The organism is Nonomuraea sp. NPDC051298 (assembly GCF_055586305.1).
The window spans coordinates 1-13859 of the sequence record NZ_JBVJIM010000042.1 but is presented as its reverse complement, the minus strand read 5'-3'; the positions used below and the strand labels follow the sequence as shown (position 1 = coordinate 13859).

Here is a 13859-nt window from a genome sequence, read left to right as displayed (position 1 = left end):
CATTTGGTCGTCAGCTCACCACGACGACGACGGCGGGCACCGAGCTTGGACAGCTCCGTGGACGCGTCGCCGGGCCTTGTGGGGCGGCGCACACGACGGGAGCGGTGCGCCGGGCCTGCTACGTCGGCGTGGGCTCGGGGCGCTTCCAGCCCATCTTGTCCCGCAGGCGGGCGAGGGCTTCGTCGACGGGGAGCACGTTCACGGCGTCATCCGGCTCACGAGGTGGCTGGAAGGCGATGCGGTCGCGGGCCGGAGGCGGCAGCGGCGTGGACCGGACGCGCGCGTGCCAGTGGGCCCAGCTGTCGGGGGTCCAGGAAGCCAGGTAGCGCTCCCAGTTGGTGATCGTCTTGTCCTTGGTGATGAGGCTGACCATCGCTTCGGCGTCGGCCTGGGCGCAGGGGTAGAGGCGGCGCAGGACCTGGACGGCGTGCGCGAGGGGCGCGGGCGCCGCGTCTGCGGTGCCGGTCGCCTCCGAGCTGGCCGCCTGATCGTTGTCGTGTTCATCGGTCGCGGCGCGCGGGCGGGGCACTTGCGGCCCGGCCCCGGGCGGCGCGGGCGCGGCGCTCACTGACGGAGAACACTCTCTTCCCCCTTCCCTTTCACACTTGTGTCCAACGGTTGAACAGGTCCCTGCGCAACCGTTGGACAACATCCTGTTCAACGGTTGAACACCGGCCTGTTCAACCGTTGAACAGGCCGCCCTCTCCTCGGCGGTGTCCAACGGTTGGACATCGGCCGCCTGGCCGTGGTCGTGACCAGCGGGGTGCTCCCGTTCCGCCAGCACGTCCTGGTCCTGGTCCTGGTGGAGCTTGCACGGGCCGGCCCCGGGGGTGGGCGTGCCCCATCCGGCCCGGCGGGTGCACAGCATCCCGGCCTTGGTCGGGGCCGCGCACAGCTCGGGGCCGTCGGCCGGGGTCAGGCAGTCAGCGGGCGGCCAGGTCGGCCAGCGTTCCTTGCGGCCGGAGGCGCCGGGCCGCACCCGCTGCCGGAGCCAGCCCTCGCGTTCCAGGTCCTGCAGCACCGAGTTGACGGTGGTGCGCGACAGGTTCAGGTCGCCGGCGAGCTGGCCCTCGCTGTGCCAGTCCAGCAGGGGCTGGCCCTTGGCCTTGAGGAGCACCGACAGACACAGCCGCTGGGCGACGGTGACGTGCGACGGCTCCCAGCCGGCGCGCTGGTAGATCAGCGTGACCCAGCGCATGACCGGCGAGAGGGTCTGCTGCCTGGTGGTCAGGTGGTCGGCGGCCCAGGCGGGCATCGGCGTGTCGTCGATCGAACCGGCGAGCGTGTCCATCAGGAGCCCGCCTTCCCGCCGGGCCGCGCGATACGGCGAGTGCGGGCATGACGGCAGAAAACAGGCTGGCCTACGGCCATTTTGCTAAGATCCCCTCAGGTTGTGGGCGCTGCTGAGGCGTGCGAGAACACTTGGCAGCAGCGTGACGATCGAGGTCCCCTCATACGGGCCTGACGCGATGGCCGCCCCCTTGCCCGGGGCGGCCTTCTGCGTGCACGGCCCAGAACGCGTCAGGCCAAGGCGGCATCACCGCCACGCGGCACCCGTTTGGCGCCGTCCAGCAGCCAGGCCCGCACCTCTGAGCGGCTGTAGCGGACCGTGCGCGCGTTGACGACGTACTTCGTCGGCCCGATGCCCTTGCGGTCCCAGTGCCACAACGTGGCGCGGGCGCGCACGCCGACCAGTTGCATCAGTTCTTTCGGCGGCATGGTGGCGTCGTCGGGGAGAGGGCCGGCAGGTACGACCATGGCGGGCATCGGACGAAGTTCACTTCCTTCGCATGGGTTTAATCCAACACCGTCAACCCCATCAGCTTACCCGAAGATGATCACTGAAAGGTGGTCGCGACCTGCGCAAAGGCGTCCGATAGGGAACACATGTCTGATTGCGTCCGACACCCTGCCGTCTGGCTCTCGCGGCGGCCGGTTGCTGGCTGCATGGCTTGGCAGTGCGCCTGCTCTGCCCACGCGCCCAATGCATCTGGGCATACGTGCTAGCCATGCGCCTTGATGATCAATACGCTGATGCCATGTCACGACCGACGCATCCGTGGATCCCCGTCGGCATCGACGGCATCGCCGCTCATCTCGGCGTGTCGGAGAACACCGTGATCGCCTGGCGGCGCCGGTCGGCCGAGTGGGTGAAGGTCGCCAAGTTCCCCGCGGCCGAGGGCAAGGTCTCCGGCCGGGACTGGTGGTGGCTCGCCGATGTCCTGGAGTGGGCGGAGGAGACCGGCCGCCTGACGAGCGGGCGTGTGCCCGCATGACCCTCCGGCCCCGGCCTGACTTTCCGGCGATGAGAGGAAGCCTGATGGCGCACGGCAAGACTGCAGGACTGCTGCTGGTGGTGGCGGGGGCGCTGGTCCTGATCATTTCGCTCGTCGCCGGCGCGGGCACCGTCGTGCGCGGCACGGCGGCCGTGGCATTCGGCCTGGGGGCGAGCATTCTGGCGATTACCGAGCTCGTCCTCGTGACGCGCAGCAGGAGGGCAACCGACGATGCATGACCTGGCTCACCTGGTGACGACCGTGCTGGCCGTCACTCCGACGCCCCCGGCGGGTGGGGCCCCGGACACCGCCGGCCTGGCGGACTGGCTGCGGGATCTGTTCGGGCCGCTGCTGCTGGTTGTCATCAGCCTCGTGGCGCTGTTCTTCCTGTTCACCAAGGAGATCACGCGGTTCATCCAGTTCATTCTGCTGGCCGTGGTCGTGGCGCTGATCTTCTACTTCCCCGGCATCATCACGATGATCGCCGAAGGCGTCGCCGGCGCGCTCGGGATCCAACGCGGTTAGCCACGGGCGTTGACCACCACCAGGACCACGACCGCGATGGCGGCGACGGCCAGGACCAGGCCGTCAAAGCGGCGGGCCAGGCCCAGACCCACCAGCGCGGGCAGGCTCGGGCCGACACGCACCCGATAGCCGCGGCCGCCGACGCGGGCGGCGCGGCGTTCGACCCGTCGCGTGCCGCGGCGGCCGCCGCGCAATAGGACCGGCAACCCGAGCACCATCACGCCGGCCACCGCGGCGGCTGAGACCCATCCCCACACATCGCCCATGCGCGCCATCATCCCCCGAGACAACCCCGAAGGCCCGGGAACCGGGGGAGGGGCGGGGGGGTACAGGGCGGGATGGGGACACGGACAGCGAGCATGAGAGCGGGCGGAAGCCCAGCAGGCGGTGAGCGAATCGCGTGGTAAGATCGCCGGAGTCCCTTTGGGACTCCGGCGTAGACCAGCGTGTCGACTCCCTGGCCATGATCACGCCAAATCAGTCACTTCTGGTGATCTCTCGTCATGTGGTCCGGCGGCGCCGGCGACGGCTGGCGTAGGGGTTGTTCGGGTCGTAGACCGCACCGGCCGCCGACGCTTCCCCGCCGTCCCTGGGGCCGTTGCTGGAGTCGTCGCCGGGGTCGCTGGGACGGGGCGCGGGGGCCGGCCCGGCCGGTGGCGGGTCATCGGACGGCGGATCGTCGGGCGGCGGAGCGTCGCGCCGTGCGGGGCGGGGTGCGGGACGCTGAGGGGCCCGTGGCGGATACAGCGGCTCGGAGTCGGGATCATCGGCCGGGAACGGCAGCCAGGGCGCCTGCAGGGGCCTCCAGGATCCGCTGAGCCATGTCAGGGCGCGGCCTTGGATCGGGGCGACGCCGAGGGCGCGGTGCCAGTCCTCGCCGATGTCGAAGGCCATCTTCGCGCCCGCGCTCGACAGCGGGCCGAAGGTGATGCGGTCGACCAGCTGGTCGCGCAGGGCGCCGGGCACGGCGTCCTTGGCGTCGGGCCGCTGGGTGAGCACCCACATGATGACGCCAGCTTCGAGGGCCTGGCGGGCGAGGGTGTTGAGCGGGTCGGCCAGGTCCGGGCAGGCCAGCAGCACCTGCTGGATCTCGTCCAGGATGAGCAGGGCGCGCGGGTGGTGCGGGCGGGCGGTGGCCTGGCCGGAGCGCCAGGCGAGCATCTGCCCGTAGCGGCGGGCCACCTCCGGCGCCACCGCGCCGGTGATCACCTCGCGCCATTCGTCGGGGCTGTGCGCGATCGCGTGCACGCCGGCGCGGCCGGTCAGCGGGGCCAGCGAGCCGGAGCCTTTGCCGTCGATGCCCCACATGCCGCCGGGGAACGCCTGGTGGGTCAGGCCGTCGACGGCCCAGGCCCGCACCCCCGAGCTTTTGCCGTGCTGGGTGGCGCCCACGATGAGGGCGTGCGCGGCGGGCTGATACAGCGCCAGCGGGCGGCCGTCGTCGATGAGGTCGGCCAGCTCCGGGGTGGTCTGGCCGAGCACCAGCGCGCTGGCCGGGCGCGGCCAGTCGCGGGCGGGCAGCAGGCGCGGCAGGGACGGCACCCGCTCGATCTCCAGCCGGGTGCGGATGTGATCCCAGGTGGTCAGGTAGTCCGGGCGGCGGCGGGCCTGGGCCGGGGTGGCCGGTGGCGGCCCGCACAGCTCCCACATCATGCGTTCGACCAGCTCGTCGCGTTTGGTGCTCTTGTGCGCGGCCCAGCCGGCCGGGTAGGCCACCAACACCTGGCGCAGGGTGCGCCCGTCGCGCCCCCACAGCGCCCGGCCCACCTGGACCTCCTCGGTACCGGCGACGGCGGCCGCGCCGATCCGCAGCCGGGCCAGCAGCCGACGCCGCCCCCGCACCGGGATGGTGACGACCGCCAGCCAGACCAGCGCGACCACGGCCAGCAGGACCGGCACCAGCGCGCCGGCCCAGACGGCCGGGATGAGCGCGGCGAGTACCGCGTACGCCGTCAGCCAGCGGCGGAACGCCATCGCCGCGGCCGCCCGCCGCTCGGTCTCGGCGCCGCTCGAGCGGCGGGCGGCGCGCCAGGCGCCCGCCGCCGCCCCGAGCGGAGCCACGGCGGCCAGGGCGGCGGCGCTCCACGGCGAGGGCATGCCCCGGGCGATCCACACCATGACCGCGGCGACGACGGCGACCAGCCAGGCCACGTGGGCGGCGTCCCGGACCGCGTGGCCGGCCTCGCGGGCCCAGGGGTTACGCTCGGCCCAGGCCGCCAGCTCGGCCGTCGTCTTCACCACGCCGTCCTCACCGCGCCGCCCCTTACGGTGCCGTTCTCGGTGTTGTTGTCGGTGGTGTTCTTCACGGTGCCGAGTGCCGCATCTGGGCGAGCGCGGCACCGGCGATGTCGTAGGCGGCCCGTTCGTGGTCACGTTCGCCGCGGCGGGCCTCGCACGGCCCCCACCCGGCAGGGCGGCCGCCCCGGCTGCCTTTGGCGGGCCAGAACGCGGGCGGGTAGTTCGCGTTGACCGGCCGGGCCCGCACCAGCCGGCCCGCGCCGTCGCGGTCGTAGTGGCGTTTGCCGTGCCCGTCCGGGCGCACCAGCAGCAGGGCCGGGTCGTAGGCCAGCAGGCCGGCCACGATCTGGCGGGGGATGAGCCAGTCGGCCAGGGCGATCCGCCCGCCCGGCGGCAGCACCACCTCGCACGCCAGCCGTACGGGGCCGCCGCCGGCGTCGCGGTACCGCTGCAGGGTGGCCTCCACGACGTCGATCAGCCGGGCCATGTAGCGCGCCCACGCCGTCAGGTCGTGCACGTTGTCGGCGGCCGCCGCCGACGGCCGGCCGCTCGCGTCGACCGGGCCGATCGTCCAGCCGTGCACCGCCTCGGCCCCGCGGCGCAGCACCCCGGCCGTCCACCGCCGGCCCGGGTCGATGCCCAGCACCGCCACCTCACCCGCCACTGCGCCCGCCGCCTCATCCGCTGCCGCGTCCACCACCGCGGCGGCGACTGCGGCGGCGACTGCGGCTGGCACCACGTCTGTCACGGCGCCCCTCACCCCTTCTCTGCCACGCTCCTACGACGTCGGCGGATCCCACACCGTGACCGCGAGCCGCACGGTCGGCCGGGTGCTGAGCTGCGTGGCCTGCAGCACCCGCAGCTGCGCCGTGCGGCCCTGCGTGGTGATGGCGCACAGCACATCACCGTCGCGCACTTGCTCGATCTGGTCGGCGCCCGCGGCGGCCGCGTCCTGGCAGGCCCGCATTCCCGGCTTCGTCCCGCTCGGCAGCAGGGCCACCCGCACCCCGGCCGACGCCGCTTTGATCGAGGTCTTCAGCCAGTCCCCGACGATGTCGGCGTCCGGCTCGTCGCGGGCGATCCGCGCCGGGACCTTGTCCAGATCGGTGTGCGCGTACAGGCCGTTGACGGTGATCGTGCCCCGCCACCGCACCACCGGCCGCGCCGGCGACGGCGCCGACGTCGACGATGGTGGGGGAGAGATGCTGTCCGCCGTCGACGGCGAGACGCCGGCCGCGGTCGACGCGCCCGGCGACGTCGCCGACGTCGGCGGGGCAGAAGCGGGCGGGGACTGCGACGGCGGCGCACTGGTCACTGCCGCCGCAGACGGGCTCGGGGCGGGTTCTCCTGACTCCCACGGCCGCAGGGCGTAGACCACGACCCCCAGGAAAACCGCCCCGACGATCACGGCCACGACTTCCAGGTGCCGGGCCGGGATCTCCTCATCATCGTGATGGCCGCGGGGTGCTGGGGTCACAGAGACGAACCTAACCCTTTGAGGCCCGATGGTCACCTGGCGTTCAGCAGCTCGATCGGCCCCGCCTTGGCACCAATGGGTGCCAAGCCCGGTTCAGTCGTCGTCTTCGTCGTCTTCGTCGTCTTCGTCGTCTTCGTCGTCCTGGTGCTCGTTCTTGTCGGCCTGCGACTGGGCTTCGCGGTCCAGGCCGTCACGCGCGCTGGGACTGTCGGGGTCTTTGGCGGCCTTGGATTGCACTCTCGCAGCGGCCTCTTTGTCCCACGGAGTGTGCTTGCTCATGCCCTTCGGCCTACCCGGCCGGTGTTCGGCATCGCGACAAGGCGGAACCACCAGCACGTCAAAGATGCGTCGTCGTACAACGCGGCCGTTCCCCGGGTTCAGCGTCGGCGCCGGAGTTCGTCGAGGCCTCCGGGATGGGCCTCGCCGAGCACGACGACGGCGTCGACCAGGGCCGCATAAAGCTTGTGGTGATCCCAGAACCTGGGGGCGAGCGTGCCGTCCTTGCGCAGCTGGTCGGTGAGCGCGGCCAGGTGCTTGACCCAGTCGTGGGCGGTGCTCGGCGACCGCCGCTCCAGGCGGGTTTGCACGCGCGTGCGGGTGCGGGTGATGGTCTCGGTGTGCACCTCGCGTACCGGCTCAGCGCGCACGGCCGCCGCGGCGATGTCGCGCTGCAGGCGGCGCTCGGCGGTGCGCACTTCCCAGGCCCGGTTACGGCATGACTTGCTGCAGTAGCTCGGCGGCCGGCCGCGCCCGGAGTAGGTGATGTAGGTGGCGCACCACGCGCACGTGCGGCCCTGCAGCCGGTCCCGGAATTCGATGCTGTCGACCTCGTGGATGTCGGTCATGACATCTACCAGTAGTCCGTGTTTGATCCCGGACGGAAGGTTAAGACTGTCTTTTCCACTATCTTGCGCTACGCCCTTTTCCGTCCCGGACGGAACGGAAAGTCCGACTAAACCTCTAACTTGCTCCTCAAGAGCATGGACATGATCATGAGATTCGGGGGCGCAGGCGCGCTGCACGGGGATGGCGGATGGCCTGCCGACCGGGGGGCCTCGGGGCGCGTCGTCCGCACCGGGCTTTCGTCCCGGGCGAATCGTGAACTCCGAGTTTTGCACTAACTTGCTCCGGGGCGAACGTGTACCCGTTCTTCCCCGCATCGAGGCCACCCACCGCCCCACCGAGGGCATCAGGCGGGGGCGCTGCGGCCAGGGGATTCACCGAGTTCCGTCCCGGACGTATCGGCGCGAAGCGACGATACCTTAGCACTCAGTTTGATCTTGCAGTTTGTGACCTTGAAGGTTCCTGCGTGATCGCTACTTGAGATCAGGGCCCCCGATCTACCATCTTTGCTCCTTTCACTTTTCAAGATCATTCGATGTTGAGGTCCATGGGATCTTGGCTGTCTATGTCGGTTGATCTTCGAGGTTCGTCTGCCCGAGCCGGGCACGCACCCGGAGCGCCAGAGAGCCCCCGCCCCCTCACGAGCCAAGAGGGCCGGGAACTCTCTGGCGGCTGCCCGGGGTGGAGAGCGACGTCTGACGATTACCGGCACCAGCGCTTGCAGATCGTCGCTTGACGAATCCCATAGGGACACCCCCGCCCGCAGAGCCGCAAGCCGCCAAAGTGCGGTCACTTCTCGCGAACATCGATCATGCTTCCGGCCGCCAAGTGCGGTCAAAATTCACAAGCAAGTGCGGTCAATTCCCACGAACAAAACCAGGTCAGTAGCGACCGATGCTTGCGCGATTGGTTATAGGTCGTGAAGGACGGTGTCGCCGGGGTCGCCGAAGAGCGGGCCGGGAGTAGCCAGCAGGTGGTCGACGGCCTCGGTACGGGTGGCGGCGCGGCGTACGACCGTGCGCCCGTCCGGGGTGAGGGCCTGCCAGCGGCTGCCGGTGCGGTAGACGCGGCCCAGCTCGGTGTCGTCCAGGCCGTCGTGGATGTGCACGCGGTAGGAGCCGTCGGGCAGGCGGGGCAGGTTGTCGGCGAGCGCGGCGGCGGCCAGTTGCTCCGGGGTGAACGGGCTGATCGGCCGCTCCCGCGGCGAGCGGGCGCGCGGCCTGCGCGGGGTGCGGGCCTCGGGGCCGAGGTCGGGCAGGGGAGCGGGAGTGAGGAGCGCGGCCAGTAGCGCGGTCACGGCGTGCACGCGGCTGGTGCTGGCCGACCCGGGTACCGGGCCGTCGATCGTGCAGGCGACGTCACGGCCGCGATCGTCGCGCTGGAGCCAGCCGACGCAGCGGCTGCGCACGATCACGTCGACGCGGCCGGGCACGCGGCCTTTGAGCAGGCTCCAGGACGCCAGCGCCGCCGTCGTGGTGTCCATGGCTCTGCCGCGCTCGTCGGTCAGCGGGCCGACCGTCACCGCCGCCTGACCGGCACCCGGGATGCCCAGCGCGGCCGCCGCGAGCGCGGCGGCCGCCAGCCCGAGCCCGATTCCGTCGTCGGCCTGCACGGTGGTGACGAGCTGCCCGTCGCCGTCGTGGACCTGCCAGCCGCCGGGGGTGGCGCGCAGCCAGCCCACCCGGGTCCCGTCGGCCAGCAGGAGGTAGTCCTCGCCGTGAAGGCGCGCCAGGTACAGCTCCGGTATCGGCGCGGCCGGAGCCGTGCTGGGGGCGGCCGGCGCGTCCGCTGCGTCCTGCTCGGCGAGGCCTTCGCCGGGCTTGCCGGTGAGGGCCTGGCGGTCGTCGGCCGCCGCCGCGGTGCTGGCGGCAGGGAGCTCGTTGTCGATCGGCAGCGCGAGGTCCTCGCCGAACTCGGGAACGGCGCGCAGCACGCGGGCGGGCTGGTCGTCCAGGTCCTCGTGCCGGTGCTCCTGGCGGCCGCGGTCGCTGTGGTCGCTGGCATGGTCGGTGTCGGCATGCTGCTGGCCGAAGCGGCGCCGGACGGTGTCGGGGTGCATCTCCAGGACCTGGCCGATGTGCTCCCAGGTGTCTCCGGCCGCGCGGCGGGCGGCGACGTGCGCGGCCAGCAGTCCGTCCACCAGGCCGGGCAGGACGCGCAGCGCGACCGCCTGCTTGCCGGTACCGGCTTGGGGGTCGGCGATGTGCTGGGCGTGGACGGCCAGGTGGCCGGCGCGCCGGCGTACGGCGTTCTCCAGCTCCTCCAGTTCGGCCGGGCTCGGCCGGGCGGGCGATGGGACGGCGGCCGGGTTGTCGATGCGCCAGGTGGCCTGGCGGCAGGCGCCCGAGCAGTAGCGGCGGCGGGGAGTGGCGTCGGCGGGTAGCGCCTTGCGGCAGAACGGGGAGGCGCACCGGCGCGCGCCGTCGGCGTGCTGGCGGTCTGTCGTCATCGTCGCTTCTCCTCCGGAGGGCTGTGACGGTCGGCGGGTTTGCGTTCCGTCACACCGTGGCGTGACGGAGGCATTTCCGCTGCCCCGCGTTACGATCCCATGCTGCCACCTCTCCCGGCTTACCGTCACGGGGTCACGGCAAATTTGCCGTGACCCCGTGACGTTTCCCCGCGCGTTCCCGGCCGTCACTCGGTCTCGGCGACGTCGGCGGCCTTGGGCGCCTCCAGGTCCTCGGGTCGGGGGATGTGGAGCCGCGCCACGGCGGCCCGCCGGGTCGCGGCGGGGCGGCGGTCGTATCGGGCGGTTGTCGTCGGGCTCGCGTGTCCCACGAGGGCCTGGGCGGTGGCCAGGTCGGCGCCGGAGTCGAGCAGGTCGCCGATGAACGTGCGGCGGAAGTCGTGCGCGGTGAGCCTGGGCAGCCCGGCGGCGTCTCGCGCGGTGTTGACCGCGTCGGCGATGGCCTTGGTCGTCAGGTGCCGCCTGGCCACGTTGCCCCAGCGGTCGATCGGCGCGAACAGCGGCCCCATGCGCCAGGCCGCGCGGGCCAGCCACGCGCCCAGGTAGACCGCGGTCTCCTCGGTGAGGTAGACCTCGCGCTCCTTGTTGCCCTTGCCGACGATGCGCAGCGACCGCTCGCCGGGGTTGTAGTGCTCGCGCCGCGCGCCGGCCAGCTCGGCGCGGCGGGCGCCGGTCGAGGCGAGGACGGCGAGGACGGCCGCGTTCCTGATGCCGATCAGCGTGTCGTCGGCCAGGCACGCCGTGAGCATCGCGGCCAGCTCGGCGGCGGCGATGTTGCGTCCGGCCGGGACGCGCGTGCCCTTCACGCCCTTGATGTCCTGGACGCGCTGGAGGTCGTCGGCGGTCATGAGCCCGAGCCGCCATGCGGTCTTGGTCACGCCGCGGACGGCGGACAGGTGCTTGTTGATGGTCGACGGCGCCCAGGGCACCGGCTCCCCGTCCCGCAGGGTGGTGCGCTCGGCCAGCAGCGTGCGGAGCCTGGCGACGTGCTGGAAGCGCAGCGCTTCCCAGGGCACGGCGACCGGGTCGTCGGCCCCGAGCATGCGCGCGATCTCGGCGAGGCAGCCGGCCATCGTGCGCCGCGACTCCGCCGAGTCCAGGCCGCCGATGTACACGAGGAAGGGGTTGTTGTCGGCCGGGCGCACGTCGACGACGGCCGGGAGCGCGTGCTCCTGGCCGTCGTCGAGGCGGTCAAGCTCGGTCATGCCTGGCCCGGTTCTCCCTCTTCTTCGGCTGGGTCTCCCCGTGCTTCCGGATCTCCCCGCACGTGCCGCACCACTTGTGGCTGGGGTAGTTGGCCTGCTGGCACACGCATTGCCACATCAGGCCGGCGCGCACCGCCGCGCGCATGATCGCCCGGACCTCGGTACCTTCCGCCGAGCCGAGCAGCGAGACGATCACGGCCTCAGCCCGTTCTCCCTCCCCCTCGATCACGCGTCGACCTCTTTCGCCAGCTCGGCGAGCAGTCCCTCCAGCGGGGCGGCGTTGTGCCACTGCGGCCCGTCCGTGCTCGTCACCTTGGGCCGGGCGGTGATGTGCGCCCTGATCGCCGCCACGACGTCCACCACGGCGGCGAGGCTGGTCAGCGGCAGCGTGCCGCCGGCGTTGTCGATCCACCCCTGGCGCCAGTCCCAGACGATGGTGACGCCCTCGGTCCACGAGTCGTCGGTGGGCGGGGTCTGCGGGTCGAACATCCAGTACATGCCGGGGCCGTCGTCCGCCTCCGAGCTGAGCCACTCGTGCTGGTCGGCGACGATGTCCTCGGCGGCGAGCGCGTCGGTGATCTGCCGGGCGTAGGCGCCGACGTACTCGTCGATGCTCCGCCGCTCCACGAAGATGCCGATGCGGCGGCCGGCGCGGAGCCAGTGCAGCGCGTCCACCGCCGCCGCCTCCCGATCTTCGTCGGTCAGTTCCTCCCACGTGTCCAGGTACGTGGCCTCGTGGGCGATCTGCTGGCGCGCGGCGGCGAGGCTGCGCGCGGCGGCGTACTCGGCGGCGTTGTCGAACGGGAACGTGACCGCGGGGCCGCCGGGGCCGCCGGGGCCGCCCGTCTCGCGGCCGGCGCCGGCGGGGACGTAGGTGTCGGCGGGGATGTCGTAGCGCTCGTGCGCGTACCTGGCCACAGGCCCTCCTCGGGGGCTGGGGGATTGCTTGGTGTCCCTCACTCTAACCTTGATCAGCTTCCGGGAATCACCATTCCCGGAAGTCAGCAGCGCGGCCGTCATCCTGGTGCGCGAGGGGGTCGTCGAGGGGACGTGACACGGCCACCGTCCATCGAACGGTTCGTTTCGGGACGGCCCTTAAGAGGCGGCTTCCTCCACGGGGTCGGCAAGGGCGAGGAGGCTCTTGGCCTGAGTGAGCATGAGCTTGATCTCTACGGTCAGATCCTCGTGGGCTGAGTGGTCCTCAGGGACGAAGGCGAGGACGTCGGTTTCGATCCGTTCGGCGATCCGGTTGAGTTGGCCAGCGATGCCGCGCAGCCCGTCGGCCAGCCGACAGTGGTCGAGGGCGTCCTCGGTGCGGTCGTAGACGGAGGCCGGCTGCGTCTCCTTGGCCGGGGGTACGTGGTTGTGGGGGATGCCTTCGGGCAGGTAGACGGTCTGGAGTTCAATCCCGGGAACGAAGCCTTCCCACCCATCGGGGTAGGCGGGGCCGCCGGGCTCGTGGTGACGTTCGGTCAGCATGATCCGGCGGGCGATCATCGTGCTCACGCCCCACGGCGCGGGCCCGGCCGCCCACACGACCGGGTCGAGGTGGACGCTAGTGTCGCGGGGCAGGGCGGCCAGGAGATCGGCCAGGTCCCCCGCGGAACCGATCGATCGGCCATGCTCGCCAACGATGGAGTCGAACAGCGCGAACTGCATCTCCAGATCGTCGTGATAGCCGGGCCACGGCTCGGCGCCATCCTCGCGCCGCATCGCCAGCGGCAGCGGTTTCTCTTCGGGGTACTCACCGGGCGATGCCATCAGGAAGTGCCTCCAATCCAGACGCTGCAGTGGGCGCACCAGTCGCGTGCGGTGGCCAGGTCGGGGAACACCCGGTACGGACCGTAGATCTTCTTGGGCCAGCGCCGCTCGTGCTCGGCGGCGTGCTGGGCCGGGGTCTGGGTCTCGGCGATCGACTTGGCGTGGGCGTCCTGGGCCCGGTAGGTGGCGGCCTTCTGGCGCGCGGCGGCGGCGTGCTTCTTGGCGTCCCGCGAGGGGCGCGGGCCCGCTGCGAGACGCTCCCACAGGACGGCTTCCCGCTCGCTGATCTCTGCCAGGAGGTGCGGGGGCGGAGAGACGAACTCGTCGAACAGCGGGCCGCTCGACAAGCTCATCATCTCGACCAGGGGCGTCATCCGGGCCAGCCCGCCGGACACCGGGCGCTCGCCGACGTCGCGGCCGTCGGCCTGGGCGTGCGCGAGCGCCCACGTGTCCAGGTAGGCGGCCGTCTCGTCCGGTGTGGAGGTCCCCGCCGGCATCCGGTTGTAGGTGCGCGTCTCCAGCCCGCCGCTGATCCCGTGGATCTCATCGGTGACGATCGGGCGCTTGACCGCCTCCTCCCACTCCTCGACGGCCTGGCGGAACTTGGCGTGGGCGGACTGCCGGGTGATCTCCAGGGTGTCCCCGATGTCCTCCCACGAGGCGCCGCCGACCTTCTCCACAATTACCGCCCGGTCCAGCAGCTCCTGGGCCCGCCTGACGAACCTGGCCGCGTCCTCGACCGGACGCGGGTTGTAGTCCGACCAGACCGCCACGAAGCCGATCAGGAAGTCGGCCAGGTCTTGCGCGGTGGCGGCCAGGGCCAGCTGGGCGAGGGACTGTTCGGTGTACGGGGCGTCCTCGTACGTCGGCTCGGTCTTGTCCTCCATGGACACCTCCCCTTCTCGTCGTCAGCGTATAACTGACAAACAAGAATGTCAGCTAAAGACTGACAGTCACGCCCCTTGAAGAGGAGGCGGTGTTCATGTTGTCGCGGTTCGCTATGTGCTCCAGCAGCAGAGCGGCGACCGGTGCGGGAACGGGCGAGGCGGGTTCACCGAGCCGTAGCA

Annotated in this window: 18 protein-coding genes; 4 read left to right on the top strand and 14 right to left on the bottom strand. The window is 71.8% G+C overall.

Going from position 1 to position 13859, the window contains the following annotated elements; all coding sequences use genetic code 11:
- Positions 1–118: 118 nt before the first annotated feature.
- Together ACZ6S0_RS50650 and ACZ6S0_RS50645 are read right to left on the bottom strand one after the other, a co-directional pair.
- The gene (locus tag ACZ6S0_RS50650) at positions 119–1291 is read right to left on the bottom strand and encodes a hypothetical protein (RefSeq protein WP_465927940.1); all 1173 of its coding nucleotides are present in this window, start codon (positions 1289–1291) and stop codon (positions 119–121) included.
- A gap of 230 nt (positions 1292–1521) precedes the next feature.
- Positions 1522–1758: a helix-turn-helix transcriptional regulator gene (locus ACZ6S0_RS50645; RefSeq protein ID WP_465927938.1), complete on the bottom strand. Its 237-nt coding sequence runs from the start codon at positions 1756–1758 to the stop codon at positions 1522–1524.
- Between the two features lie 281 nt (positions 1759–2039).
- Here ACZ6S0_RS50645 and ACZ6S0_RS50640 point away from each other — a divergent pair, with 281 nt between their 5' ends.
- The 3 genes from ACZ6S0_RS50640 to ACZ6S0_RS50630 are packed head-to-tail and all read left to right on the top strand — an operon-like array spanning position 2040 to position 2801.
- A complete protein-coding gene (locus ACZ6S0_RS50640) occupies positions 2040–2276 on the top strand; it encodes a hypothetical protein (RefSeq protein ID WP_465927936.1) in 237 nt (78 codons plus the stop codon).
- A gap of 44 nt (positions 2277–2320) precedes the next feature.
- Positions 2321–2515, top strand: a complete 195-nt coding sequence (locus ACZ6S0_RS50635; RefSeq protein ID WP_465927934.1) for a hypothetical protein — start codon at positions 2321–2323, stop codon at positions 2513–2515.
- The gene (locus ACZ6S0_RS50630) at positions 2508–2801 is read left to right on the top strand and encodes a hypothetical protein (RefSeq protein ID WP_465927932.1); all 294 of its coding nucleotides are present in this window, start codon (positions 2508–2510) and stop codon (positions 2799–2801) included. The genes ACZ6S0_RS50635 and ACZ6S0_RS50630 overlap by 8 nt, the downstream gene beginning before the upstream one ends.
- Here the strand turns inward: ACZ6S0_RS50630 and ACZ6S0_RS50625 are convergent.
- The 4 genes from ACZ6S0_RS50625 to ACZ6S0_RS50610 form a co-directional block, all read right to left on the bottom strand.
- Positions 2798–3067 carry a hypothetical protein gene (locus ACZ6S0_RS50625; RefSeq protein WP_465927930.1) on the bottom strand — a complete coding sequence of 90 codons (270 nt, stop codon included), beginning with the start codon at positions 3065–3067 and terminating at the stop codon, positions 2798–2800. The genes ACZ6S0_RS50630 and ACZ6S0_RS50625 overlap by 4 nt on opposite strands.
- 235 nt (positions 3068–3302) lie before the next feature.
- Positions 3303–5039: a hypothetical protein gene (locus ACZ6S0_RS50620; protein ID WP_465927928.1), complete on the bottom strand. Its 1737-nt coding sequence runs from the start codon at positions 5037–5039 to the stop codon at positions 3303–3305.
- 64 nt (positions 5040–5103) lie between these two features.
- Entirely contained in the window at positions 5104–5787 is a 684-nt protein-coding gene (locus ACZ6S0_RS50615; protein WP_465927926.1) for a hypothetical protein, read from the bottom strand.
- A gap of 30 nt (positions 5788–5817) precedes the next feature.
- Positions 5818–6195 carry a hypothetical protein gene (locus ACZ6S0_RS50610; RefSeq protein WP_465927924.1) on the bottom strand — a complete coding sequence of 126 codons (378 nt, stop codon included), beginning with the start codon at positions 6193–6195 and terminating at the stop codon, positions 5818–5820.
- On the opposite strand from ACZ6S0_RS50610, the gene ACZ6S0_RS50605 reads away from it, so the two are divergent.
- Entirely contained in the window at positions 6176–6412 is a 237-nt protein-coding gene (locus tag ACZ6S0_RS50605; RefSeq protein WP_465927922.1) for a hypothetical protein, read from the top strand. The two genes, ACZ6S0_RS50610 and ACZ6S0_RS50605, sit on opposite strands and share 20 nt — an antisense overlap.
- A 197-nt stretch (positions 6413–6609) precedes the next feature.
- On the opposite strand, the gene ACZ6S0_RS50600 is transcribed toward ACZ6S0_RS50605, so the two are convergent.
- The 8 genes from ACZ6S0_RS50600 to ACZ6S0_RS50565 all read right to left on the bottom strand — a co-directional run bounded on the left by ACZ6S0_RS50600 (position 6610) and on the right by ACZ6S0_RS50565 (position 13679).
- Positions 6610–6795, bottom strand: a complete 186-nt coding sequence (locus ACZ6S0_RS50600; RefSeq protein ID WP_465927920.1) for a hypothetical protein — start codon at positions 6793–6795, stop codon at positions 6610–6612.
- Positions 6796–6893: 98 nt separating this feature from the next.
- The gene (locus ACZ6S0_RS50595; RefSeq protein ID WP_465927918.1) at positions 6894–7361 is read right to left on the bottom strand and encodes a hypothetical protein; all 468 of its coding nucleotides are present in this window, start codon (positions 7359–7361) and stop codon (positions 6894–6896) included.
- 908 nt (positions 7362–8269) lie between these two features.
- Positions 8270–9808 (bottom strand): hypothetical protein, encoded by a 1539-nt coding sequence (locus ACZ6S0_RS50590; RefSeq protein ID WP_465927916.1) that lies wholly within the window; start codon positions 9806–9808, stop codon positions 8270–8272.
- 185 nt (positions 9809–9993) lie between these two features.
- Positions 9994–11031: a tyrosine-type recombinase/integrase gene (locus tag ACZ6S0_RS50585; RefSeq protein ID WP_465927914.1), complete on the bottom strand. Its 1038-nt coding sequence runs from the start codon at positions 11029–11031 to the stop codon at positions 9994–9996.
- Positions 11018–11260, bottom strand: a complete 243-nt coding sequence (locus tag ACZ6S0_RS50580; protein WP_465927912.1) for a hypothetical protein — start codon at positions 11258–11260, stop codon at positions 11018–11020. The genes ACZ6S0_RS50585 and ACZ6S0_RS50580 overlap by 14 nt, the downstream gene beginning before the upstream one ends.
- Positions 11257–11949, bottom strand: coding sequence for a hypothetical protein (locus ACZ6S0_RS50575; RefSeq protein ID WP_465927910.1), 693 nt, complete (start codon positions 11947–11949; stop codon positions 11257–11259). Before ACZ6S0_RS50575 ends, ACZ6S0_RS50580 begins: the two co-directional genes overlap by 4 nt.
- Before the next feature lie 177 nt (positions 11950–12126).
- Positions 12127–12792 carry a hypothetical protein gene (locus ACZ6S0_RS50570; RefSeq protein ID WP_465927909.1) on the bottom strand — a complete coding sequence of 222 codons (666 nt, stop codon included), beginning with the start codon at positions 12790–12792 and terminating at the stop codon, positions 12127–12129.
- Complete coding sequence (locus tag ACZ6S0_RS50565) at positions 12792–13679, bottom strand: hypothetical protein (protein WP_465927908.1); 888 nt, start codon at positions 13677–13679, stop codon at positions 12792–12794. Before ACZ6S0_RS50565 ends, ACZ6S0_RS50570 begins: the two co-directional genes overlap by 1 nt.
- Positions 13680–13859: the final 180 nt, after the last annotated feature.